Origin of the sequence: Clostridium intestinale DSM 6191 (assembly GCF_900130055.1) — a bacterium.
GTDB lineage: Bacteria > Bacillota > Clostridia > Clostridiales > Clostridiaceae > Clostridium_T > Clostridium_T intestinale.
Genome location: NZ_FQXU01000007.1, coordinates 301,618 through 326,891, shown reverse-complemented (window position 1 = coordinate 326,891; position 25,274 = coordinate 301,618). Strand labels below are relative to the sequence as shown.

27 protein-coding genes are annotated in these 25,274 nt (G+C 29.4%); 25 read left to right on the top strand and 2 right to left on the bottom strand.

Annotation, left to right across the window (positions count from 1 at the left end):
• The first annotated feature begins 2 nt into the window (after positions 1-2).
• The 10 genes from BUA92_RS12575 (at position 3) to BUA92_RS12530 (ending at position 8,750) form a co-directional block, all read left to right on the top strand.
• Positions 3-887 carry a nucleotidyltransferase domain-containing protein gene (locus BUA92_RS12575; RefSeq protein ID WP_073020014.1) on the top strand — a complete coding sequence of 295 codons (885 nt, stop codon included), beginning with the start codon at positions 3-5 and terminating at the stop codon, positions 885-887.
• Between the two features lie 113 nt (positions 888-1,000).
• Positions 1,001-2,407, top strand: a complete 1,407-nt coding sequence (pdxR, locus tag BUA92_RS12570; RefSeq protein ID WP_073020068.1) for a MocR-like pyridoxine biosynthesis transcription factor PdxR — start codon at positions 1,001-1,003, stop codon at positions 2,405-2,407.
• Positions 2,408-2,417: 10 nt separating this feature from the next.
• Positions 2,418-3,068: a YigZ family protein gene (locus tag BUA92_RS12565; protein ID WP_073020013.1), complete on the top strand. Its 651-nt coding sequence runs from the start codon at positions 2,418-2,420 to the stop codon at positions 3,066-3,068.
• A gap of 117 nt (positions 3,069-3,185) precedes the next feature.
• On the top strand, positions 3,186-3,923 hold the full coding sequence (locus tag BUA92_RS12560) for a YebC/PmpR family DNA-binding transcriptional regulator (RefSeq protein ID WP_073020012.1): 738 nt from the start codon (positions 3,186-3,188) through the stop codon (positions 3,921-3,923).
• A 282-nt stretch (positions 3,924-4,205) separates the two neighbouring features.
• Positions 4,206-5,042 carry a deoxyribonuclease IV gene (locus BUA92_RS12555; protein WP_073020011.1) on the top strand — a complete coding sequence of 279 codons (837 nt, stop codon included), beginning with the start codon at positions 4,206-4,208 and terminating at the stop codon, positions 5,040-5,042.
• 86 nt (positions 5,043-5,128) lie between these two features.
• The gene (locus BUA92_RS12550) at positions 5,129-5,341 is read left to right on the top strand and encodes a hypothetical protein (protein ID WP_073020010.1); all 213 of its coding nucleotides are present in this window, start codon (positions 5,129-5,131) and stop codon (positions 5,339-5,341) included.
• Between the two features lie 148 nt (positions 5,342-5,489).
• Positions 5,490-5,945, top strand: coding sequence for a MarR family winged helix-turn-helix transcriptional regulator (locus tag BUA92_RS12545; protein WP_073020009.1), 456 nt, complete (start codon positions 5,490-5,492; stop codon positions 5,943-5,945).
• Positions 5,938-7,323: an MATE family efflux transporter gene (locus BUA92_RS12540; protein ID WP_073020067.1), complete on the top strand. Its 1,386-nt coding sequence runs from the start codon at positions 5,938-5,940 to the stop codon at positions 7,321-7,323. The genes BUA92_RS12545 and BUA92_RS12540 overlap by 8 nt, the downstream gene beginning before the upstream one ends.
• A 119-nt stretch (positions 7,324-7,442) precedes the next feature.
• Complete coding sequence (locus BUA92_RS12535; protein WP_073020008.1) at positions 7,443-7,799, top strand: FlxA-like family protein; 357 nt, start codon at positions 7,443-7,445, stop codon at positions 7,797-7,799.
• A gap of 120 nt (positions 7,800-7,919) precedes the next feature.
• The gene (locus tag BUA92_RS12530) at positions 7,920-8,750 is read left to right on the top strand and encodes an SGNH/GDSL hydrolase family protein (RefSeq protein ID WP_073020007.1); all 831 of its coding nucleotides are present in this window, start codon (positions 7,920-7,922) and stop codon (positions 8,748-8,750) included.
• A gap of 201 nt (positions 8,751-8,951) precedes the next feature.
• On the opposite strand, the gene BUA92_RS12525 is transcribed toward BUA92_RS12530, so the two are convergent.
• The gene (locus tag BUA92_RS12525) at positions 8,952-9,836 is read right to left on the bottom strand and encodes an ankyrin repeat domain-containing protein (RefSeq protein WP_073020006.1); all 885 of its coding nucleotides are present in this window, start codon (positions 9,834-9,836) and stop codon (positions 8,952-8,954) included.
• Positions 9,837-10,022: 186 nt separating this feature from the next.
• On the opposite strand from BUA92_RS12525, the gene BUA92_RS12520 reads away from it, so the two are divergent.
• Positions 10,023-10,370, top strand: a complete 348-nt coding sequence (locus BUA92_RS12520; RefSeq protein WP_073020005.1) for a MerR family transcriptional regulator — start codon at positions 10,023-10,025, stop codon at positions 10,368-10,370.
• Positions 10,371-10,472: 102 nt separating this feature from the next.
• Here the strand turns inward: BUA92_RS12520 and BUA92_RS12515 are convergent, their stop codons facing one another.
• Positions 10,473-12,140: a SulP family inorganic anion transporter gene (locus tag BUA92_RS12515; RefSeq protein WP_073020004.1), complete on the bottom strand. Its 1,668-nt coding sequence runs from the start codon at positions 12,138-12,140 to the stop codon at positions 10,473-10,475.
• A gap of 121 nt (positions 12,141-12,261) precedes the next feature.
• Between BUA92_RS12515 and BUA92_RS12510 the strand changes: the two genes are divergently transcribed.
• The 14 genes from BUA92_RS12510 (at position 12,262) to BUA92_RS12445 (ending at position 25,271) form a co-directional block, all read left to right on the top strand.
• Positions 12,262-13,302 carry a MarR family transcriptional regulator gene (locus BUA92_RS12510; RefSeq protein ID WP_073020003.1) on the top strand — a complete coding sequence of 347 codons (1,041 nt, stop codon included), beginning with the start codon at positions 12,262-12,264 and terminating at the stop codon, positions 13,300-13,302.
• A 108-nt stretch (positions 13,303-13,410) separates the two neighbouring features.
• Positions 13,411-13,953 (top strand): sigma-70 family RNA polymerase sigma factor, encoded by a 543-nt coding sequence (locus tag BUA92_RS12505; RefSeq protein ID WP_073020002.1) that lies wholly within the window; start codon positions 13,411-13,413, stop codon positions 13,951-13,953.
• Positions 13,954-15,291, top strand: coding sequence for a DUF4179 domain-containing protein (locus BUA92_RS12500; RefSeq protein WP_073020001.1), 1,338 nt, complete (start codon positions 13,954-13,956; stop codon positions 15,289-15,291). It begins immediately after the preceding gene.
• A 589-nt stretch (positions 15,292-15,880) separates the two neighbouring features.
• Positions 15,881-17,041 (top strand): ABC transporter substrate-binding protein, encoded by a 1,161-nt coding sequence (locus tag BUA92_RS12495; protein WP_073020000.1) that lies wholly within the window; start codon positions 15,881-15,883, stop codon positions 17,039-17,041.
• An 18-nt stretch (positions 17,042-17,059) separates the two neighbouring features.
• The gene (locus BUA92_RS12490) at positions 17,060-17,953 is read left to right on the top strand and encodes a branched-chain amino acid ABC transporter permease (RefSeq protein ID WP_073019999.1); all 894 of its coding nucleotides are present in this window, start codon (positions 17,060-17,062) and stop codon (positions 17,951-17,953) included.
• 2 nt (positions 17,954-17,955) lie between these two features.
• Complete coding sequence (locus tag BUA92_RS12485; protein WP_073019998.1) at positions 17,956-19,014, top strand: branched-chain amino acid ABC transporter permease; 1,059 nt, start codon at positions 17,956-17,958, stop codon at positions 19,012-19,014.
• A complete protein-coding gene (locus BUA92_RS12480) occupies positions 19,014-19,784 on the top strand; it encodes an ABC transporter ATP-binding protein (RefSeq protein WP_073019997.1) in 771 nt (256 codons plus the stop codon). The genes BUA92_RS12485 and BUA92_RS12480 overlap by 1 nt, the downstream gene beginning before the upstream one ends.
• Positions 19,777-20,505: an ABC transporter ATP-binding protein gene (locus tag BUA92_RS12475; protein ID WP_073019996.1), complete on the top strand. Its 729-nt coding sequence runs from the start codon at positions 19,777-19,779 to the stop codon at positions 20,503-20,505. Before BUA92_RS12480 ends, BUA92_RS12475 begins: the two co-directional genes overlap by 8 nt.
• 150 nt (positions 20,506-20,655) lie before the next feature.
• Positions 20,656-21,273 carry a class I SAM-dependent DNA methyltransferase gene (locus tag BUA92_RS12470; RefSeq protein WP_073019995.1) on the top strand — a complete coding sequence of 206 codons (618 nt, stop codon included), beginning with the start codon at positions 20,656-20,658 and terminating at the stop codon, positions 21,271-21,273.
• Between the two features lie 32 nt (positions 21,274-21,305).
• Positions 21,306-22,382: a serine hydrolase domain-containing protein gene (locus tag BUA92_RS12465; protein WP_073019994.1), complete on the top strand. Its 1,077-nt coding sequence runs from the start codon at positions 21,306-21,308 to the stop codon at positions 22,380-22,382.
• 66 nt (positions 22,383-22,448) lie between these two features.
• Positions 22,449-22,850 carry a FosX/FosE/FosI family fosfomycin resistance hydrolase gene (fosX, locus tag BUA92_RS12460; RefSeq protein ID WP_073019993.1) on the top strand — a complete coding sequence of 134 codons (402 nt, stop codon included), beginning with the start codon at positions 22,449-22,451 and terminating at the stop codon, positions 22,848-22,850.
• Positions 22,851-22,943: 93 nt separating this feature from the next.
• A complete protein-coding gene (locus BUA92_RS12455) occupies positions 22,944-23,171 on the top strand; it encodes a hypothetical protein (RefSeq protein WP_073019992.1) in 228 nt (75 codons plus the stop codon).
• Between the two features lie 315 nt (positions 23,172-23,486).
• Positions 23,487-24,854 carry a protein NO VEIN domain-containing protein gene (locus tag BUA92_RS12450; RefSeq protein ID WP_073019991.1) on the top strand — a complete coding sequence of 456 codons (1,368 nt, stop codon included), beginning with the start codon at positions 23,487-23,489 and terminating at the stop codon, positions 24,852-24,854.
• 45 nt (positions 24,855-24,899) lie between these two features.
• A complete protein-coding gene (locus BUA92_RS12445) occupies positions 24,900-25,271 on the top strand; it encodes a nuclear transport factor 2 family protein (protein WP_073019990.1) in 372 nt (123 codons plus the stop codon).
• The last annotated feature ends 3 nt before the right edge of the window (positions 25,272-25,274 follow it).

The following is a 25,274-nucleotide window of genomic DNA, read 5'->3' as shown; positions in this document are numbered from 1 at the left end:
ATATGAATACAAAGATTGTGGAATACCAGAAGGCTTTTTCAAGTATAAAAGAAGATTTAGAAAAAAATAAACATGTATTAGCAGTGTTAGCCTATGGCTCAATGGTAAGCGGCGATCTATGGGAAGGGTCTAATATAGATTTATTAGTAGTTATTGATAACTTAATTAATGATATAAAGGATATTAATTTAACTTTAAATGAAGTGCCTATTCATTTAAAACTTATATCTAAAAATACCTTAATAAATAATTCTAATAAAAAGATAGATGAGATATTAATAACTTCAAGACTTATAATATGTAATGATTTATCTATAAGAAAAATACATGATGAACTTAGATATGTACCAGATATAGAAAAGGAAAAAATGAATCTGGTTTATCTAGGAGAAACATTAAAAGCTATAAATGTACTTAATAAGTATTTATATAATAATAGAAGATATACAGCCTTTGAACTGTCTTTAAAGGCTATGGAGTCATTTGCCAAGCTATACATAAACAATAATGGATATTTAGTAAGTAAAGACTCTATAAACATGGCTATAAGTTTAAATGATTCTTTTAAAGAAATAGTAGACAAGATTTTCTTTGAGCAAGTTAACAAGGAAGAAGCAATCAAAGAAATGATTACGTACATAAAAAACTATTTAAATGTGAATTTAAAACAGTCTTCAAGGATTTTAATAGATTATATAAAAGATAAGGATAACTGGGTTACGCCTCAGCTTTTAAAGGAAGAAGAGTTATTCAAAGGTCTATATATAAACATGGAAGTTATATTAAATGAGTTATATAAAAACAAGATTTTAAATAGAAGAATTTTAGAACAAAGTTTAAATGGTTTTAGATATAAGGAAAATGTATATTATTATAACAACATTTAGTTAGTTGAGAACTGAAAATTGAGAGTTGACAATTGATTGAGAAATTCAGCTTTGCTGGATTTTTTAGCTATAAGACATCTAAGACTAACTCTCAACTAAAAAATGGAGGAGAAATGAAAAAGTTCTTAGTTGAGTTTGATGAAGATATCTCTAAGTATATACAAATCTCTGAACATATAAAAAAGTTAATAGAGTTTGGGAAGATAAAAGATGGAACTAAACTGCCTACTATAAGAGAGCTTTCTAATTTTCTTGAAGTGAATAATGTAACTATAGTAAGTGCTTATAAAAAACTTCAAGCTGATGGCTACGCTATTATGAAAATAGGAAGTGGAACCTATGCTAGAAAAAAAGAGGCAATTAAGAGTTTTCAAAAAGAATATAATAAAACTTTTAAACTGTTAAATGCAGGTTCATTAAGAGAGTATATAGATTTTACAGGGGAGACTACATCATCTTCCTTTTTTCCAGTTAAGGATTTACAAATGGTTATAAATGAGGTTTTTGATAGAGATGGAGCTGAGGCTTTATTATATCAAGATGTTTTGGGTTATGATAAACTTAGAGAAGAAATAAGTAAAAACTTTTGGAATGGCAGGGTTAAAAAAGAAGACATACTTATAGTTTCTGGAGCTCAGCAAGGAATAGATATAGCTTCAAAGGCCATCTTAAATGTAAATGACAAGGTAGTTGTTGAGAACCCAACCTATGGAGGAGCTCTTTCTGTATTTAGATGGAAAAGAGCAGAAGTTATAGAAGTTCCAATTGAGAAAGATGGAATGGATTTAGAGAAACTAGAAAAGATACTGAAAAAAGAAAAAATAAAATTCATGTATATAATGAGTTATTTTCAGAATCCAACAGGAATTAGTTACTCAAATGAAAAAAAACTAAAACTTATAGAATTGTCTAATATTTATGATTTTTATATATTAGAAGATGACTATTTATCAGAACTAATTTATGATGATAATTTGCAATATAAACCATTAAAGGCGTATGATATTTATGATAGAGTAATATATATTAAGAGTTTCTCAAAGATTTTTATGCCAGGAATAAGAATAGGGTATGTAATAGCACCAGAAAAGTTTAAAGAAAGTATGTATATCTCTAAAATAAATACAGATATATCTACCTCATCTTTAATGCAAAGGGCCTTGGAGCGTTACATAGTGCATAACTATTGGAAAAGGCATATAGAATATTTAAATGGAGAGTATAAGTCTAGATATTTACATATGAAAAGTATATTGGATGAGAAATTCAAAGATATAGTTGAGTACATAGATCCAAAAGGGGGATTAAACTTTTTCTTAAAGGTTTTAGAAAAAGATTCTCCAAGTTCACGAAAGCTTTTTTCTATACTTAAGAAAGAAAAGATACTAATATCGCCAGGAGCCTTATTTTATAAAAAAGAAGTAGATGGGGACGATTTTTTTAGAATAGGTTTCTCTCAAACAACCCACGATAAAATTGATGAGGGAATGGAGAAAATATTAAAAGAATTACAGCAATAGGGGGAAAAGCATGTCTTATTTAACAATTAAAAGACAATCAAAGGATGATTTTGAAGAAAAGAAATCTCAATTTATAGGTCACATAAAAAGAGTTGAAACAGAAGAAGAAGCAAAAGCATTTGTGCAGGAAATAAAGGGTCAGCACAAAATGGCTACACATAACTGCTGGGCTTATGTAATAGGAGAAAATATGAATATTCAAAGATATTCTGATGATGGTGAACCTCAAGGAACAGCAGGAATACCTATTTTAGAGGTAATTAAAAAAACAGGCATAGTAGATTGTGCTATAGTAGTTACCAGGTATTTTGGAGGTGTATTATTAGGGGCAGGAGGATTAACAAGAGCCTATACTAAAGGTGCTTCCATAGCAATAAAGGCTGGAGGAATGGTAGAAAAAGTTAAGGGTGTTCCCTTAACTATAGATATAAATTATGATTTAATAGGTAAAATTCAATATATATGTGGAGAAAATAACTGGAATATAGAAGATTCAGAGTATGGAGAAAATGTAAAAATTCATCTGTTATTAGAATTAGAGGAAGCAGAAAAAGCCATACAAGAAATAACTGAAGCAACTAATGGAAAAGCAGTTATCAAAAAGAGTGATGAAGGAATATTCTTTAAAGAAGAATATAGACTTTTGAAAAGTTTAGAATAGATATATGGCTAAATTACCCACTTCAAGTTGCAGATGGAATTTATGCTATGTTATAATGGTTTAGGATATTGACCTTAAGGGTTAACATATAAGGGAACAAAGTTAGGAGGAAATATAATGTCAGGACATTCAAAGTGGCATAATATACAAGCTAAAAAAGGCAAAACAGATGCTAAAAGAGGAAAAATATTCACAAAGATAGGTAAAGAAATAGCTGTTAGCGTTAAAAATGGTGGAGCTAATCCAGAAACTAATGCTAGACTAAGAGATGCTGTAGCAAAAGCAAAAGCAGAGAATATGCCTAGTGATAATATACAAAGAGCTATTAAAAAAGCTTCAGGAGAACTTGGTTCAGTAAACTATGAAACAATAGTTTATGAAGGATATGGTCCATCAGGAGTAGCTGTTATAGTTGAAACTCTAACAGATAACAAAAATAGATCTGCTGGTAATGTAAGAAGTGCCTTCACAAAAGGTGGCGGAAACATGGGAGCAAGCGGATGTGTTGGATTCATGTTCCAAGAAAAAGGTGAAATAGTTATAGAAAAAGAAGACAAAGATGAAGATGAAATCATGATGTTAGCTTTAGACTCAGGCGCTGAAGATTTTTCATCAGAAGAGGAAGTTTTCGTAATAACAACTGCACCAGATGACTTTAGTACAGTTAGAGAAGCCTTAGAAGCAGAAGGTTTAGAATTCTTAGAAGCAGCTGTAAAAATGATACCAGATACATATACAGCAATTAATGAAGATGATGCTAAGAAGTTCCAAAAGATGCTTGACTTACTTGAAGATGACGATGATGTTCAAGAAGTTTACCACAATGCTGAGTTCCCAGATGGATGGGAAGGGTAAGACTAATTTAAATATAATCACTCTAAAGGTTGTATAAAACAACTGGAGGAGTGATTTTTTTATTAAATACAGATAAAAAAATAGGAAGGCATTAGTGTGGACGGTGATAAAAATGGAATAGGATGCCTTCCTTTAAAGTATTTGATGATAGTTTAATTATAATTGGATTTAGTTAAATAATGAAGTTAAGTTTTGTAAAAACCGTGTAAACTAACAAAGTTAGAATAGTATTTATGAAGTTGAAAACACTAGCTATATATAGTGAAACTAAAGGAGACTTTTATGTTATATATAGGACCACATATGACAACAGCTAAAGGATATGCAAGGGCTTCTAAGGATATTATAGAAATGGAGGCTAATGTTTTTCAGTTTTTTAGTAGAAATCCTAGAGGATCAAATTTTAGAGCTTATAATGAAAAAGATGTTAATGAATTTCAGAAATTGAGAAAAGAGTATAAGTTTGGACCACTACAAGCACATGCACCTTATACTATGAATCTTGGCAGTAGTGATGAAGGTGTGTATGAGTTTGGCAGGACTGTTATTAAAGAAGATATTCATAGAATGGACAAATTAGGAATTGAGTTTTTTGTTTTTCATCCAGGTAGTCATACAGGTTCAGGAGTTGAAGTTTCAATAAATAAAATAGCTAATGCTCTTAATGAATCAATAAAAGGGGATGAAAAAATCAAGATTTTACTTGAAACTATGCCTGGAAAAGGAACTGAAATTGGGTTTAGGTTTGAACATTTAAAGAGCATAATAGATAAAATAAGTTATAAGGAAAAGATAGGGGTATGTATGGACTTATGCCATGTTTTTTCTGCTGGATATGACATTAAAAATAATATCTATGAGGTTATGGAGGAGTTTGACAAGATAATAGGAATAGAGAAATTAAAAACCATTCATTTAAACGACAGCTTAATGCCTTTTGGTGAAAGAAAAGATAGACATGTACCTGTTGGTGAAGGAACTATAGGACTAGATTCAATAATAAAAATAATGGAGCATCCATATATAAAAACTTTACCTTTTTATGCTGAAACACCATTAGATAATGAAGGTCACAAAAGAGAAATAAAAATGATAAAAGAAAAATTAAATTATTTTTAAAAATATGTAATAGATTAAAGGATTTTCTAATAGTTTATAGAATATAATATATATAACTAAAAATTATGTGTTGAGGTGTTGTGAAGATGAATCTAATAGAAGCAGTTGAAAGTGGTCACGAGCAAGGGTTTAAAGTTGTTTTTAATGCTAATTTTATTAATTCTAGTAACAATGACGTACAAAATGTTAAAGTAAGATATTATGAAGGAAGAAGTAAAAAAGAAGATTTTGTAATTCAAGACACAATGGAAAATATAATAAGTCAACAGATTTATTTAATAAGTAAAAAAAATAGTTAATATTTAAGGTTATTTCTTAAGGGTTTTAGGAAATAACCTTTTTAGTTACTTTTTATTTATTAAAAAATATACTTGTAAATAAATTATTAATAATTTATACTATAATAGTTGTGCATGCAACTATTATTTTTTATTAAAGGTGGATGAGATGCAAAAAAATATTGATAGCATTGGAAGATATATTTCTATATTGTATAGAGCAGGAGCTATGTATTTTAATAAAAATTTTAATATTGGAAATATAGGGAGTGGACAATATACTTTTCTACTTTTTCTTGAAAACAATGAAGGTGTAACTCAGGAAGAAATGACTTGTAAACTAATTATAGATAAAGGAACAACGGCTAAAGCCTTAAAAAAGCTTGAAGAAGAAGGTTTGGTAAAAAGATCTGTAGATGAAAATGATAAACGAGCTTACAGAGTTTATTTAACTGCTGATGGGAAAGATATTATTAAGGATATTAGAAATGTTCTACTAGAATGGAATGATATATTAACATCGGATTTCACAGAAGAAGAAAAGAAAATGGCATTAAATCTTCTCCAGAGAATGGTGGAGAACAAAAAGAAAAAAAGATTAAAGGAGATTACAAATGATAGATAGAGAAAAACGACTGGCAAATGAAAATATATTAAAATTACTTATAAGCTTCTCTGTACCAGCTATTATAGGAATGCTTGTAAATGCATTATATAATGTGGTAGATAGAATCTATATAGGACAGATGGAAGGTGTAGGACAACTTGCTTTAACAGGAGTTGGATTAAGTTTCCCGATTATGACTGTAGTTATAGCTTTTGCTATGCTTACAGGAGTTGGTGCATCAGCAAATATATCAATTAAATTAGGGCAAAGAAAAAAAGATGAAGCAGAACATATATTAGGGAATGCACTTTCTCTTTCAATAATATTTTCTATTTTAATAACTATAGTAGGACTTTTATATAAAGATAAACTTTTAATGATGTTTGGTGCAAGCGAAAGTACTTTTGGTTACGCTAGTGATTATCTTGGAATAATTTTACTTGGAACAATATTCAGTCTTACATCCTTTAGCTTAAATCACTGCATTAGAGCTGAGGGAAATCCTAAAAGAGCAGCGTCCACAATGTTAGTTGGAGCAGTACTTAACACTATTTTAGATCCTATATTTATTTTTACTTTTGGCATGGGAGTAAAAGGAGCGGCATTAGCAACAATAATATCTCAAGCCGTCTCAACTATTTGGGTTTTAAGTTATTTTTTAAAAGGGCAAAGTAGTTTAAAATTAAAAATAAGCAATTTAAAACTAGATATGCATATAGTTAAAACAATTTTTGCAATAGGAGTTTCTCCTTTTTCAATGCAAATGGCAGCAAGTGTGGTATCAATAACTGCAAATACAGCACTTAAGACTTATGGTGGAGATGTAGCAATAGGTGCTATGACAGTAATAAACAGTGTAGTTACTTTAATTGTTATGCCTTTGTTTGGAATAAATCAAGGGTACCAGCCGATAATTGGATTTAATTATGGAGCGAAAGCTTATAAAAGGGTACTAGATACATTAAAGTATGCTATTATGGGAGCTACAATAATTGTTGTTATGGGCTTTATAGGAGTTCAAGCATTTGCACCACAAATTATTAAACTCTTTAATAAAGACCCAGAGCTTGTTGCAGTAGCATCACATGGTATAAGAATATTCTTAGCAATGCTTCCTATAGTAGGATTCCAAATAATAAGCGGTAACTATTTTCAAAGTGTTGGTAAAGCCAAAATATCTATGTTTTTAAGTTTGCTTAGACAAGTTATTCTTTTAATACCTTTATATTTAATACTTCCAAGAATGTTAAATAGCATAACTGGAGTTTGGCTAGCAGGCCCGGTAGCAGATGGTACATCCTCAATTATAACGGCAATATTCCTATTTAGAGAGTTAAGACTTTTAACTAAAGCACATGAAAAAGGTGAACTAGAAGCAGAGGCGGAAGTTGTATAACTAGTTAGTGAGAATTAGATTATGTCACACAATATTCACATATTTTTACCATAATATCTTGAAATTTTAGTTTTATTATTAAAATAAGAGGTTGCATAAAATAACAAGGAGTGGTAAAAATGAATGTTGGTTCGATTTCTAATACTTCAACTAGTACATATAAAGCTTCAGATAGCAGTTTAGAAGCATTAAAAAAGCAAAGAGAAAGTCTTCAGCAACAGCTTTTACAAGTGAATTCAAGTAAGTTAAATGATAAAACAAAACAAGAAAAAGTTGAGCAGCTACAACAACAAATAGAACAGATAGATGCTCAAATACAGCAAAAGGAAGCTCAAAGCAGCAGCAACAGTAATGCTACTCAAAAAGTATCAGAAGTTTCTTCTCAAGGTAAAAATAATGTTTCCACATTAAAAAGTAATGAGGAAGAATCTTCTTATGAAAAAACACAAGGAACATTAATAGACGCCTTTGCATAAAATTATCTATAGAAAAATCATTTTGAAACCTCGGTTTTGAAATGATTTTTTGTTATTGAGGTTTAAAAAACTTCCATAAATGATATAATAATAGTAATTATAGTTGATGGAGGAAGAAGTGTGAAGAACAAGAAGTGGATTTTATTAGTAGTATTATTATCTATAGTTACAATATTAACTGTAGTTTTTGGCATGTATAGTTTTAATAAAAAAACAAAGATAGTGCCAGTGGCATCTAACATACCAGTAAAGGAAGAGCCTAAAGAGGAAGTAATAACTAAATCTATAAAAGGGGCTAAGGTTGTTGCTTTAGGCGATAATATTACATATGGAGAGAATTTTCAAGCTGGAAATAAGTTATGGACTGATTTATTAAAGGAAAGATTTAGTTTGGAACTTACAAATGCAGGGGTTAATGGGAATACATCTACCCAAGGTTTGGAAAGATTAAATAAAGATGTTTTAGAAAAAAATCCTGACTTTGTAGCAATTAATTTTGGATTAAATGATCATTATTTTGTAGATAAGAATAAAGAAAATGTTCCTTTAGATAAATTTAAAAGTAATCTGGAGTCTATGGTTAAACAAATAAAAGAAAAGAAAGCTATTCCTATTTTAGTTGCACCTAACAAAGTTATTGAAGGAAATAAAGGTAATGGTAATATGGGTGGAAATGCAAATTACTATTACAAAAAACATCCTGCTAATTGGTATAATGAAGTTGGTGGAGCAAATGCTCAGCTAAAAAAATATTGTGATGCAATTAAAGAAGTTGCAGAAAAGAATAAAGTTGGATATGTGGACATGTATGCTGAAAGTGAAAAACAAGAACTTTATACAATGTTAAGAAGTAAGATGAACTCTAACTTAGAAGATGGTGTTAACTTAAGCACTGAAGGGGCCAAGCTATACGCTCAAGTTATTGGGGATTATTTAGACGCTAATTATTAAGTGAAACTTGATTTAGATGAGGGTTTATCCTTATCTAAATCGCCTGTGCTCTATGAGTATAGTTGAACTTATCTAGGGTCTAGCCACTGTTATATCCCATCCTTTGTTAGGCTTGTATATAACAGTGGCTAGACATCAGATAAATAGAGACAAAGGGTGGTTTGTAGGAATAATTCTTACAAACCATTTTTAATTATATATTTACTTATTACTATACTCACTTAAAATGCTTATAATTTTATCAGAGTAATCATCATTAGGATTACTAATATTTATAGTACTTTTCTTAACCAATGTAGTTAGACCTTCTAAAGTGGTTGTGTCAGTATTTACTAATGCTCCAGTTTCTAATAGGGTCTTTATATTAGAATAGTTTGCATAATTAGGGCTATTGTCACATGCATGTCGTAATACAGTGTTGCCTTTATTATCGGAAGCATTAATATCAGCACCATTTTTAATCAAAAGATTTACAATCTCAGGTTGTTCGCAATTAACTGCTCTAATGAGAGGAGTATAGCCATCTGATGATGCTTTGTGATTTATATCAGCTTTGTTAGATATAAGTAAATTAACAAGGTCATATTTTTGTTGTGCAGTTACAGCATACATGAGAGGGGTATAGCCTTTTTGTGTTCCGTCACTATACCCATTAAACTCAACGTCAATTGTACAACCATGTTTGATTAAAAGTTTTGCTATTTCATAGTTTCCTGATGTACATGCATATGTTAAGGCAGTATAATTAGAACCTTTATTTTGGTCTGGATCAGTTCCACTGTCTAAAAGTTCCTTTACTTTTATTAAATCCTCTCGGTCAGCGGCTCCAACTAATGTTTTTTTATACTGAGCATGTTCATATTGGTCATATACAAGTGTACCGACAAAAAGTATTGGAAGAGAAAATACTGTTAATCCAGATATAAGTGTAATAATTAATATTATGCGAACTATTAATTTTGTTTTTTTACCTTTCTTTTTATTGTGTAATTTGTAGGTTATAAGTCCTATTAGTGAAGGAATTGCTATAAATAAACCGATGAAAAACATAGCAATAATTATAATAATAGCAGCTGAAGCACCCATGTATATTACCTCCAATTTTAATTAAAGAAATTAATTTTAGTTATATATCATATTAGTATATATTTACATAATACCATAATGTAACCAGTAATTGTGGAACATATTGATTATATATATATTTTGTTTGAAGGGGTTAAGTTATTAATATATAATGTTAATATATGGGTTTATAAAGGGGGAGTTTTAATGAAAGACAAGTTATTAGCAATTTCAATAATAGTTTTATCATTTTCTTTAATAATTGCAGCTTCAATTATAGGAAGAGCTATAAAAACTGCACCAGTAGTTTCATTTCCAAATGGATTAAGTGTGGACTTAAGACAGCCGCAACAAACTACAAATGAAAAGACATATAACTTACAAACAGCATCTGAATATTTAGGTATAGCTGAGTTTCAGTTAAAGAGTATAGTAGACTCCGAACATAATGATTTGCCATATACTAAAGTTGGAGATACTTATATATTTAGTAAAGGAGCTTTAGATAAATGGCTTGAAGTAGGACCAAGAAAAATAAATCAATCAAATTCTTAAAAAATTACTGTAGAAAAATAAGTATGGCTGTGGAGCTAAATAATTAGTTCCACAGCCATTTTAACGGTATTATATTTAGAAACATAGCTTATATATAATATATTAAGCCGTATGATAATTCGATTGATTAATAACATCATTTAAACTTACACAAACATTTTTATTACCTATTTTATCTACAAATCCGTATTTCTTTAGTGTATTTAAAGGTTGAGGTTGTACATTAAGTAATAGAAGTTTTGTATTTTCTTTATTACATATATCTAAGAGCATTTCAAAAGAATGATATGCTGTAGAATCCATAATAGGAACTTTGTCCATTTTGATTATAAGTATCTTTGGCATGGAGGAAATATCTCTAATAGCTGATATGAATTTATCTGTTGCACCAAAGAAAAATGGTCCATTTATTTCATACATAGCAACATCCTCAGGATATTTTAGAGTGTTTTTTATTTCTAATAAGTCAACACTATCTATATCATCTATTATAGACTTAACACTAGTAAATTCGGCCATCTTCCTCATAAATAATAAGGATGAGAGAACTACTCCAACACCTATAGCAAATACTAGGTCAAAGAAAACAGTCAATAAAAATGTAACTATAAATATTAGGCTATCACTTTTAGGGGCTTTTAGTAAGTTTTTAAATGCATCCCATTCACCCATGTTGTATGATACCATAACTAATATAGCAGCCAGAGATGCCATAGGAATTAACTTAACATAAGGCATAAATAAAAACATTATTAGTAAAAGTATAACTGAATGAACCATTCCAGCAACAGGAGTTCTGCCTCCATTTTTTATATTAGCAGCTGTTCTTGCTATAGCTCCAGTTACAGGTATTCCTCCAAATAATCCGGAAAATATATTTGCAAAACCTTGAGCAACCAATTCCATATTAGATCTATGACGACCGTCTATCATGTTATCTGCAACAACTGCAGAAAGTAGAGACTCTACCGCAGCAAGGATAGCTATTGTTAGTGCTGGGAAAACCAAGTTGAGTATAGTAGACAAATTTACACTTGGAATAGAAAGTGATGGTAGAGAAGAAGATAAATTACCAAAAACACTACCTATGGTTGGTGTATCTAAATTAAAAGTCAATGTTATTACTGTTGTTAATATAATTGCTAAAAAAGCACCGGGTATTTTTTTGTTAATTTTAGGCCAAAAAATTATACAACCCAAGGTTAATAATGATATTAATAAACTTTGAGGATTAAAGGTATTGAGGTTTTTTAAATATGCTCCCCACTTATGTATAAACTCTGAAGGAACTGATTTTATAGATAGTCCTAAAAAGTCCTTTATTTGAGTTGAGAATATTACTATTGCAATTCCACTTGTGAAACCTGAAGTTATAGATGCCGGTATAAATCTTATAAGGCTTCCTAACTTAAGAAATCCCATAATAGTTAAGAAAAGTCCCGCCATAATGGTTGATATTATAAGGCCATCTAATCCATATTTCTCAATTATTCCATAGACTATTATTACAAAGGCTCCAGTTGGACCTCCAATTTGAACTTTACTTCCACCTAAAAAGGAAACAATAAATCCACCAATAATTGCAGTATATAAGCCTTTTTCAGGTGATACACCAGAGGCTATAGCTAGGGCTATTGAAAGAGGAAGTGCTATTATTGCTACTATAATTCCAGAGGATAAATCCTTTAGGAATTGTTGTTTATTATAATCTTTTATACAGGTAATTAATTTTGGTACTAACAAGATATCATCTCCATTTATTATTAGCATTCGAATGTTGAAATTTCAAAACAGATTTATAATAGCATTTTTCTTTTAAAATAACAAGGGAAAAAAGTTTAAATTAATGATAAAATTACATTGAGAAACTTTAAAGGAAAAGGAAATAAAAATGAGAAGTAATAAGAAAAATCTCAAAGATAGTCAATTAAAAAAGCACTTGCTACATGTGCATAAATTTTATAACTTATCAAGATATCTATTTTTAAATATAGAGTGGAATTATAACAAATACGTAGAAAAAAATAATATTACACTACCACAACTAAGAGTGCTTTGGATTACAGCTCTTTTTCCTGGAGTATCCTTAGTAGAAATAGCAGAAATAGCTGGCTGGGCACCTCCTACAGTAACTAAAATACTTAGAAATCTTATAAAAAAAGAGCTCATAACCAATAAAGAAAATCAAAACAAAAAGAACTATAACCTCTATGTAACGGAAAAAGGATATGAGTGTATAAAGGATAATCAAATAGAGAAAGGTGAAGAATTTCCTATATTTGAATTACAGAACTATATGAGTAATTTGGAGTTGGATTTCTTAAATTCACTATTTGAAGAAGTTGTTATAAATATGAATAAGAAGTTGGTTCTCAAATACATAGAAAGGATGAATTTGAGAAATTACAAAATACATATTGAGGATTTTGATAAAGAAGATAGAGATTTAATTCATAAATTGATCTATTTCTATAACTGTTTAAGAATAATTGTTTTGAATATAGAGAGTATTCATAGAGATATGCTTAAACCTTTAGATTTAACCTATCCTCAACTTAGATGTATATGGATTATAGAGGCCTTTCCAGGAATAACATCTGTTGAGCTAAGCAAAATAGCATACATTTCCCCATCTACAGCTAATGTAATAGTTAAAAATATCTATAAAAAAGGATTAATAAAAAAAGAAAAATCTGTATATAAAAACTCTTTATTTTTATATATAACTGAAGAGGGAGAACAGTTGATAAAAGAAGATTTTAATGTTTCACAAGTTTATTTAAACATTTATAAATCTATAGAGATTATTGATGAAAATAGAATGATTAAAGCAAATGAGATATTAGAGAAAATGAATCAGATATTAAAAAACAATATTGTAAATGAGTATATTGAGAAAACATCTTTAATAATTAGTAAGCTTTTAATGTAAGGTTTTTAATTTAAGGAGGAATATGTCCTCCTTTTTATAATGTGAAATTTTAGAGAGAGATTTTAAATTATATTCCGTATTTATATATGAAGGGAAGGGGGAGAAGAAGTGAAGATAAATGATGAGAACTTAATTGACCAGCTCAGAAATAGAAATGAAAAAGCTTTAGATTACTTGATTGATAGATATGGGAATCTTCTTTTAAAGGTGAGTTATTCAGTACTTAAAGATAGGGAAGCAAGCTTAGAGTGTATGAACGATTCTATATTTAAAATCTGGAATAATATTGAGGCTTTCAGTGGAGAAAAAAGTAAGTTTATTAATTGGATTGTAGTAATTACTAAAAGAGCTGCTATAGATGAGTTAAGGAAAAGAGATAAAAAGGTCATAACTGCATTGGAAGAATTAATGGTAGGAGAAGAACAAGATTTTCATAAACAACTTGAAGATAAAGAAATTATAGATAGATTAGTAAAAGAGATAAATAAGATGGAAGAGGTATCAAAAGAAATATTTCTTAGACGCTTTTTTATGGATGAGGCAATAAAGGATATTGCAGAGAAATTAGAAATTTCAGTTTCTGCTGTATCAAATAGGATTCTTAGAGGAAGAAAAAAACTTGAAGTTTTATTTAGAGAGGAGGTTATTTAGTTGGATTTTTTAGAAATAATGAAAATAAGTGAAGAAATAAATATAAGTGAAGAAGAGTTTGAAGATATTCCAGTAGATTTAAATGAGCTTGAAATTAAAAAATCGAAAAGAGAAATAAAAAAGAGAATAAAAAGCCTTGAAGACAAAAAATTAAAAAGAAAATTAGGAGTTAAAAGGTTATCTGCTGTCGGCATATTTTTTGTAGTTGCTTCAAGTTTAATAGTATTTTTGTCTAAGCCAGCCTTCGCAGAGAAAATAGAACTGTTTGATGAGATTTATAATAAGTTAGGATATTATAAAGAATATAAAGATTACTCTCAGTATATAGGGGAAAGTAAAACAGATAAGGGATATACATTTACAATAGAAAAATTAGTAGTAACTCCATCTAAAGCAGTAGTAGCTATTAGAGTAAATGCAGAAAAGCCTTTTGATAGGGATAAAGATAAATCTATACTAGAAAACCTAAGTGTGTTTGTGAATTTTCCTAATATGGATGCTAAATGGGGAACTGGAAGCCAGAATGTTGAGTATATTGATGATAATACAGCGATTTTAGTAAATGAATCAGAAATATATGGTGGTTATTTTAAAAAGAGAGGAGATCTTAAAATAAATCTGAACTCAATGAAGATTGAAGGTGTTGATGACGTATCTGCTAACTTTGACTTTAAAGTTAATTTCAGTGAGTCCTTTAATAAAGTATTGGATAGAAAAATAGATAAGTTTGTAAAGATAGGTAATGAAGAAACTTATATGAAAAGTATGCAGAGTACTATATTAGGAACTCATATATATTTTACTACTTTTGATATGAATGAAAATGGAAAGTTTGTTTTAGAAGTAGATGATAAGATATATAGATTTATGAGTTGGGGAAGCGGTGAAGATGGAGCTAATACCTTTATAAAAGAGTTAACATATGATGTGATAAAAAATGCTAAGAGTATAAAAATTATACCTATATACAAAGAGGATGTTAAAGAAGAGGTAAAACAGCTAAATTCAGAGGACTTAGTGTTGAATGAGAATTTAAAAGTACCACAAAAATTTATGTTTTCTAAAGACTCTCAAGGAGAAATATACAAGGTAGAAAATTTAAATAATAAGCTGAGAATTTATTATGATAATGGCGAGAGAACACTTGCAGAGATTAGTAGTATGGATATATATGGTGAAGGAGAGCAGGATTGGGCTAAAAGTGTTATTGAAAAAGATCCAGAACGAAAAAATGGTTATTTTATTGAAAGAGAAATAAATGATAATACTAAATATTCACTTAGGGTTGTAGATTTAAGATTCAAATATAAAGTTGGAGAAGCTGTAAATATAAAATAGGGCTTAATATTTATATAAGGATGACTTGAAAACGAGGTCATCCTTTTTTGCAAAATAAATTTGATATTTTTGCAAAAAAATTAAAAAAATATTTATCAGGCAAGTGTACTCCCTTGGAGTACACTTGCTGATTTTAGTTATCATTTAGCTCGGTTATTCAACTTAATTACAATTTTTATTAAAAAAGAATGGTTTTATGAAATTATGGTGCTATGAAAGGGGTTACTTATAAGGAAAAGTACACTTTCATAAATTGTTAAAACTTTCTCTTAAAGAATAGATTTATTACTTTAGCGTGATAAATTAAAAACTAATGTTTTAAAAGTAAATCCATTTGTAAAGAAGTATAAAATACATGTATTTGCTTGGAGGACATATGTATATAAAAAAGCTCTAGATTGAGGAATTGAGGCATATTGCAATTAAAAAAATATCATGATAATATGATGTAGTTAATAATACTTGCAAAGTTTTATTGATATTTTATTATGATTAAATTGGTATATTTGATAAATTAATAAAAATGAGTTTTGGCTAGAAATGTTTAAATTTTAGTTAAGTTTGTGTCAATTAGGGAGGCTATTTAATAATGAGAAAAAAGATTTCTTTACTTTTGGTACTAGCTGTATCAACTAGTTTAACTTTAGCTGGTTGTAAGCAAAAATCAAAAGAGTATGTAGAGAGTGATGTAATTAAGATTGGTGTATTTGAACCAATGACAGGAGCTAATGCAGCAGGTGGAGAGCTTGAAGTTGAGGGGGTTAAACTTGCAAACAAGCTATATCCTACGGTATTAGGAAAGAAGATTGAACTAGTTTTTACTGATAATAAATCGGACAAGGTTGAGGCCGCAACAGCAGCAGCTAATCTTGTTGAAAAAGAGAAGGTAAATGCAATTATAGGAAGCTGGGGAAGTGGTAATTCAATGGCGGCTGGAGATATAGTTATGGATGCAAAAGTTCCAGCAGTAGCAGCATCTGCTACAAATCCTCTAGTAACAGCAGGAAACGACTATTATTTTAGAGTTTGTTTTATAGATCCATTCCAAGGAACTGTTATGGCAAAATATGCGGCTAACACATTAAAAGCTAAAAAGGTAGCTTTACTTCAAGAAGTTTCTAGTGATTATTCTGTAGGAATAAGTAAGTTTTTCTCAGATGCATTTAAAGATTTAACTGGAGATAAGGATGCCATAGTTGCTAAATCTAGTTACAATACAGGAGATCAGGATTTTACAGCTCAACTTACAAATATAAAAATGCAAAATCCAGATGTAATCTTTGCGCCAGGAAACTTTACTGAAGGAGCTTTAATTATTAAACAAGCTAGGCAACTTGGAATAACAGTTCCAATATTAGGTGGAGATACTTGGGAAACACCTGAGTTTTTAGAAATAGGACAAAAGGCCGTTGAGGGAACAGTATTTTCAACTTTCTTTGCAACAGAAACTCCTATAACTGAAGAATCTAAAACCTTCCTTGATGCTTATAGAAAAGAATATAATAAAGAACCAGCTGCAGTTACTGCACTATCTTATGATGCTTATTTAGTAATAATTAACGCTATAGAAAGAGCAAATTCAGCAGATCCAGTTAAGATAAGAGATGAGATAGCTAAAACAGCTAAATTCCCAGGAGCGGCAGGTTATATAACTATAGATGAAAATAATAATGCTGTAAAAGATGCAGTTTTAAAAGTAGTTAAGGATGGTAAATTTACTTATCTTGATACTATTAAGCCAGAAGAATAATGATTTAGGGGTGAAAATATGACTTTCAGTATATTTATGCAACACTTGACAAATGGAATATCTTTAGGAAGCTTATATGCGCTTATAGCTATAGGATACACTATGGTTTATGGAATACTTAGACTTATCAATTTTGCCCATGGAGATATATTCATGATGGCAGCATATTTTGCATTTTTTGGAGTAGCAACTTTTGGACTTCCTTGGTACTTTGCTTTTATAATTGCAATAGTTATTACAGGAGTACTTGGTATGACTATTGAGTTTACGGCCTACAAGCCTCTTAGAAATGCCCCAAAAATCTCTGTATTAATATCAGCTATAGGAGTTTCTTTTTTACTTGAAAATTTAGCTGTTGTATTATTTGGAGGAAGACCAAAGGCTTTTCCTACACCAGAGATATTTACAAATGTTGTAACTATAGGTGGAGTTTCGATACAAAACCTTACTTTTATAATTCCAGTAGTAACATTAGTTATATTAGTTGGACTTTTATATTTAGTTAACCATACTAATATAGGCATGGCTATGAGAGCTTCAGCTAAGGATGTTGAAACAGCCAAGCTTATGGGAATAAACGTTAATAGAGTAATATCCGTTACTTTTGCTATAGGTTCAATGCTTGCAGCAGTAGGTGCTATGATGTGGTCTATGAAATATCCTCAAATAGTAGCACTTATGGGTATGATTCCAGGACTTAAATGCTTTATTGCAGCAGTTATTGGTGGAATAGGTGACATTAAAGGAGCAGTAATTGGAGGATTTATCTTAGGAATAGGGGAAATCATGATAGTTGCTTTTTTACCAAGCTTAACTGGTTATAGAGATGCTTTTGCATTTATACTTTTGATTGTAATATTGCTATTTAAACCTACGGGAATAATGGGCAAAAATCTAGCAGAGAAGGTGTAAATATGAAAAATAATAAGATTTTAAATATAGCTTTGATTATAATTATATTTTTGTTGCTTATAGTAGCTAATGGGAACTTAGATTCTTATGTAGTTAGAGTTTTAAATTTATGTGCAATTTACTCAGTACTTGGATTAAGTATGAATCTAATAAATGGTTTTACTGGTATGTTTTCACTAGGTCATGCTGGATTTATAGCAGTAGGTGCATATACAACAGCATTACTTACTATGACTGAAAAGGTAAAAACTCAAAACTTTTTTATGGAACCTTTAATAGCTCCGTTTAATAGTATATCAATACCTTTTCTTCCTGCACTGATTATAGCAGGATTACTTTCAGCCTTTATAGCCTTTTTAATAGGGGCACCTGCTTTAAGACTTAAAGGAGACTACTTAGCTATTGCGACTTTAGGATTTGCAGAAATAATAAGAATAGTTTTAAATAATGCTCAAAGTTTAACTAACGGAGCTTTAGGACTTAGAGGAATTCCAAGAGCTACTAATTTATATTGGAGTTTTGGAGTTGCTATAGTAACTATAATAATTTTGATTTCTCTTATTAAGAGTTCTTATGGAAGGGCATTAAAAGCCATAAGAGAAGATGAAATTGCAGCAGAAAGTATGGGAATTAATTTATTTAAACATAAGACTATAGCCTTTACTATAGGTGCATTTTTTGCTGGCGTAGGTGGTGGACTTTTAGGAAACTTAATGGGAACTATAGATCCTAACATGTTTAAATTCGTTCTTACATTTAATATACTTCTTATAATTGTTATTGGAGGAATGGGAAGTATTACTGGAACAGTAATTTCAGCTTTTATAGTAACAATACTTGGAGAACTTTTAAGATTTCTTGATATGGAAAAACAATTTAACTTTGGTTTTATAAGTTTTAATGGAATACCTGGACTTAGAATGGTTGTCTTTTCAGTAATACTTATGGTTATAGTACTTTTCTTTAGAAATGGTATTATGGGAACTAAAGAGTTTTCCTGGAAATTCTTATTCAAGAAAAAAGCTACAGATGAATCTCTAACAGAAGGAGGAGTTAAGTAATGGCGTTATTGAAGGTAGAAAATGCAACAATGCAGTTTGGAGGCCTTACTGCTGTTAAAGATTTTAATTTGGAGATAAAAGAGGGAGAAATAGTTTCCTTAATAGGACCTAATGGTGCTGGTAAAACAACAGCTTTTAACATGGTAACTAATGTTTACACTCCTACAAATGGGAAAGTATTTTTAAATAATGAAGATATAACTGGATTAAGACAAGATTTAATAACTCAAAAGGGAATAGCTAGAACCTTCCAAAATATAAGACTTTTTAAAGACTTATCAGTTCTAGATAATGTTTTAATAGGTAATCATGTACACATTAAATCAAACTTTCTTGGAGCTATTTTTAAATTACCTAAATACAGAAATGAAGAAAAAGAAATGCTAGAAAAATCTATTGAACTTTTAAGGGAAGTAGGTTTAGATGATTTAAAAGATGAAAAGGCTAGTTCTCTTCCTTATGGAAAGCAGAGAAAACTTGAAATAGCAAGAGCCTTAGCAACTAATCCTAAGATTCTTTTATTAGATGAGCCAGCAGCTGGGATGAATCCAACAGAAACTGATGAGCTTACAGACTTTGTTAGAGAAGTTAAAGACAAGTTTAAATTATCTATATTTATGATAGAACATCATATGCAGATGGTTATGAGTTTATCAAATAAGATACAGGTTTTTGAATATGGAATCACAATAGCTGAGGGAACACCTGCTCAAATACAAAATGATGAAAAAGTTATAAATGCATATTTGGGGGTGTCTGAAGATGATTAAAATAAATGATCTAGTAGTAGCTTACGGTGGAATAGAAGCTTTAAAAGGAGTAAGTCTAGAAGTTCCTAAAGGAAAGATAGTAACTCTAGTAGGAGCTAATGGTGCAGGAAAAAGTACAACTTTAAAATCTATAGTAGGACTTGTTAAACCAAAGAGTGGAACCATAGTTTATGAAGGTGAAGACTTAACTAAACTAACAACAGAAAAGATGGTTGAAAAAGGTATAGCACTAGTTCCAGAAGGAAGAAGAGTTTTCTCAGATTTAACTGTACTTGAGAACTTAAAGATAGGTGCTTACTCTAGAAAAGATAGAAATCATATAGATAAGGACTTAGAAAATGTTTATTCTCTATTTCCAAGATTAAAGGAAAGAACTTGGCAGGCAGCAGGAACATTATCTGGTGGAGAGCAGCAAATGCTTGCTATAGGAAGAGCTCTTATGTCTAAACCAAAGCTTATAATGATGGATGAGCCTTCCTTAGGACTTGCTCCAATAATAGTTAAAGAACTATTTGGAATAATTAAAAAGATAAACAAAGAAGAAGGCGTTACTGTACTTCTTATAGAACAAAATGCTAATGCAGCCTTAAAGATAGCTGATATTGGATATATTATGGAGACTGGAAAGATAATCTTAGAAGGCGCAGGAAAAGAACTTCTTACAAATGAAGAAGTTAAGAAAGCATATTTAGGGGAAGCTGTTAAAAAGAATATAGTTTAGTTGTTTATTTATTAAAAGCTATAACAATAAGAGAAGAGATATCTTATTGCTATAGCTTTGTTTTATTTTTTAGAAATAACATAATATTAAAGAATACTATTATGTTAGAAATTGCATTATAATGGTATTAAGAGGAAAAGGAGAGAGCTTATGTTTTTTGATGATTATGCTAAAAAGTGGGATACAGACAGAAGAATTAATAGAGCTAAGATAATATCAGATGAAATAGCTAATTCGATTCATATAAATAAAGAATACTCAGCTATGGAGTTTGGTTGTGGAACAGGACTTATAAGTTTTAATTTAGTTGAGAAATTTGAGAACATTACTCTAATTGATTCTTCAAAGGGTATGATTGATGTGGTGAAAGAGAAGATTGAGAAATATGGAGTAGATAATATGAAATCATATTCTATAGACATATTTAATGAAGAGATAATAGAGAATTTTGATCTTATATATACTTCCATGGTTTTGCATCATATTCAAGATATTTCTGGACTTGCAAATAAGTTTTATACTTTGCTTAATGATGGTGGGCAGGTTATCATAGTAGATTTAGATAAGGAAGATGGAAGTTTTCATAAAAATGAACCAGGATTTAATGGACACAATGGCTTTGATCAAGAAAAATTGAAAAATATTTTTATTGAAGGTGGTTTTAGAGATGCTGAATCTACTACATTCTTTTATGATGAGAAAAAAATAGAGGACAAAAATGTTAAATATTCTTTATTTATAATGAAAGCACAAAAAACACTTAGATAGTGATTTTTAGAGATATTTAAGGAGTTAATGATATGAGAAATTTAGATAAACTTAATAAGATAATAGATGAGAAAGAAGAGAAACAAGAATTTTCAGGAGTTGTTTTAATAAACGAAAAAGGGGAAAAGATATTCAGAAAAGCTTATGGATATGCAAATAGAGGTTGGAGTATAAAAAACACTTTAGATACTAGATTCAGGATAGCATCAGTATCAAAGATGTTTACTTCAGTTGCAATTCTTCAATTAATTGAAAAAGGACAGCTGAATTTTGAAACAAAAGCGGTAGAGTACTTAGATTTAAGAGATACAAAGATCTCAAATGAAGTTACGGTTGAGAACTTACTTACTCATACTTCTGGAATAGGAGATTACTTTGATGAAAGTTTAGGTGATGAAGAATGGGAAAAAATGTGGACAGACTTTCCTATATATAAGATGAGAAGTAATTCAGATTATCTTCTTTTATTTATAAACAAGGATCAAATCAATAAACCGGGTGAAAAGTATCACTATAATGGAGCTGGATATATACTACTAGGACTAATAATTGAGAAAGCTTCAGGGATATCCTATTTTGATTATATAAGAAAAAATATTTTTAAGAAAGCAGATATGAAAAACTCGGATTTTTTATCATTGGACAAGGTTTGTGATAGAGTTGCTGAAGGATACGAAGTCATTAGAGATTCAAATAAAAATGTAATAGGCCTAGAGAAGAATATCTACACCTCAACTCCAGATGGTGCAGCAGATGGAGGAGCAACTTCAACAGCTTATGATTTAGTAAAGTTTATGCAAGCTCTAAGAAACAATACTTTACTTGGTGAAAAAATGAGTGAAGAGATATTTACACCTAAGGTTATTGATGAAGAAGCAAATGGAGCTAGAGTCTACACTTGGATGTATGGATATGGCAACTCTTTTGTGTTAGACATAGAAGGAAAGAATATAATAAGATGTGGACATACTGGGGAAGAATACGGAGTTAGTTGTAGACTTTACTACTATCCAGAGAAAGATATAACTGTGGTTATTTTGGCAAATCAAGGTTGGTGCGCAGGGAACCTTGGATGGGATATTCATAATGCTTTGAGTGAAACTTATTAAACGTAAAGGTATAAGGGTGAAATACTTTTATGAAAGGGTTTAGAATACAAGACAGAGGTGATTAAAGTGATTGAAGGAATTAGTCATATTACTTTTATTGTGAAAGATTTAGAACTTGCATCTACATTCTTTAGAGTAATATTTGATGCAGAGGAAGTATATTCAAGTGGAGATAAAAAAATTTCATTATCAAAAGAAAAGTTTTTTAAAATAAGCAATCAGTGGATTGTAATAATGGAAGGGGAATCTTTGGAAGAGCGTACATATAACCACACTGCATTTAAAATACCAGATGAAGAGTTTGATATTTATGAAAAAAGAGTACGTTCATTAGGAGTTGATTTAAAAACACCTAGAGCAAGAGTTGAAGGAGAAGGTCGTTCGTTGTATTTTTATGATTTCGATAACCATTTATTTGAACTACATACTGGAACTTTATCAGAAAGATTGCTTAAGTACAATAAATGATATTTTTTAAACAATTTTAAAGATAGACTCCATAAAATATATCTTAACTAATCTAATATTGATGACTTGGTATAAGTATTGAGAGGTGGTTTTATGAAAAATAACAAAGTTGATAAGGGATTCGAAATAATTTATTGGAAATTAAGTTATAGAAGAAAGTTTATAAGAACTTTGTGGATGACAGCTATTTGTGTAGTACTCATGATATTTGTATGGGTTACTGGAGAGAGAATTATTATTAATAGAGTTATGCCAATTGCAAGCATAATATTATGTTTTATACAATTACTTTATACTTATTTAAAGTGGAAGGAAGAATAAAAGTTATAAATAGTTAGAGAATATGTATAACTTTATGAGAATTATTGAATAAAAAGGATAATAAATTAAAATGATGAAAATAGTATGAGCGAATTGAGGACTGTGTTTATTAATATAAAGATGATTTACAGTATTTATTTTAGCCAGTCAATGATGGTGTGCAGGGGTATTGGGGTGGGTGTACATGGATTTTTGTGTGAAGATTAGTTAGTAGATAAATAAAATATTTTATGCTAAATGATAGTTACTAAAATATTATAATACACATAAACATACTTTTGAATATCTAAACTAAGTAATAAAGGGTGGGATTTTGTGAGTAGATTTTCAGAATTTAAGATGGATTTTTTAAGACATATTAAAGATAAAGGTCAAAAAGAAAAAACATTAGATCAATATAGGCAATTATTCGATAAGGTTGATAGTTTTGAAAAAAGTTTTAAAAAAGATTTTTATGATTTTACTGCGCATGAATTGGGTATATTTTTTACAAGTTTGAAAATACCTTTACCATTAACATTGAATTCAAGAAAGAGTTTAATTAATTCATATTGCAAATTTGCTATTGAACAAAATAAAAGTATACATAAGACCTCTATTGTTGAAGCCTTAAGAGTTAAAGAGTATATTGATACAAGTGAATTTAATGAAAAGTATTGTACTCAAGAAGAACTTTACTTTAATATTAGTAAATTAAGCAATTTATCAGATATGGCACTATGTATATTACTTTTTAAAGGAATAAATGGTGAAAGATCACAAGAGTTGTTAAAGCTTAAAATAAGTGATTATGATGAAGCTAAAGCTACTATATTTTCTAATGGAGTAAATATAAAATTATCTATTTTCGAAAATAATATAATTCAAAGTACAATAAAAGAGAAATATTATATTTCCTACAATGCAAATAGAAAGAAAAAGCATATTAATTCAGAATACTTATTAAAGAACTTGATTTGTTTCTTAGATGATTCAGAAAAAGATATAGATTTATTAAAAAGCAGCAATAGAGTTGATTATATAATGAGAAAAATAAGCAAGTATCTTAATAAAAAATGGACAACTCAAAATATTTATACAAGTGGAGTAGTTTATAGAATTGTTAATCTGAATCCTGATTGGACATATAATGAGGTTAGAGAATATTTAGATAAAAATAATATAAAGCTTAACTATATAAATGTAAAATATATAGCAGATAATATAAAAAATAAGATTAATATACAAAAACTTTTTAATGATAATATGAGAGTTAATTTTAATGAGATTAATGAATTCAAAAAACATATAGGAGATATGGGAGAAAAATATGTATTAGAGTATGAAATGAGACGTTTGAAGAATTATCCTAATCTTCTTAAGCATGTTAGTGACTCACCAGCTAAAAATCCTGCTCTTGGATATGATATACTTTCTTTTGATGAAGAAACAGGAGAAGATATATTTATTGAAGTTAAAACAGAAGCGTTAGAAGGTAAAGAATTTGTTATTACTTCACATGAACTTAGTATTGCGAAGCAAAGAATTAGCAATGGGGAAAAATATTATATTTATAGAGTTAGTAATATTTTAGATAAAAATAAGGTTAGCTTAGTAATTATAAAAGATATATTTAATGAAACTGAAATTATGCCTAATGACTTTAAAGTAAAATATATATGTGATGGAGATTTATTACCATAAACTAGTTGCTTAAAATAAGAATATTTAAACATAGAGGTAATTATTATGAGAAATAACTTTGATATTGTAAAAAGATATTTTAACTGTTGGATAAAGAAAGATTCTTCAATATTAGAAGAAGTTTTTGATAAAAAGATATTTTATAGTGAGTGTTATGGACCAGCTTACCAAGGTTTGGATCAAGTCGAAAAATGGTTTAAGGACTGGAATGAAAAAGGAACAGTACTTGTTTGGGATATAAAAGAACATGTGGTTTACGATAACATATTAGTATGTCAGTGGTATTTTGAATGTGAATATAAAGGAAAAGTTGATGGATTTAACGGAGTATCATGGATTACTTTTAGTGAAGAGGATAAGATAATAGAACTTAAGGAATATCAATCAAAGGTTCCAATATATTTTCCATATAATTAAATA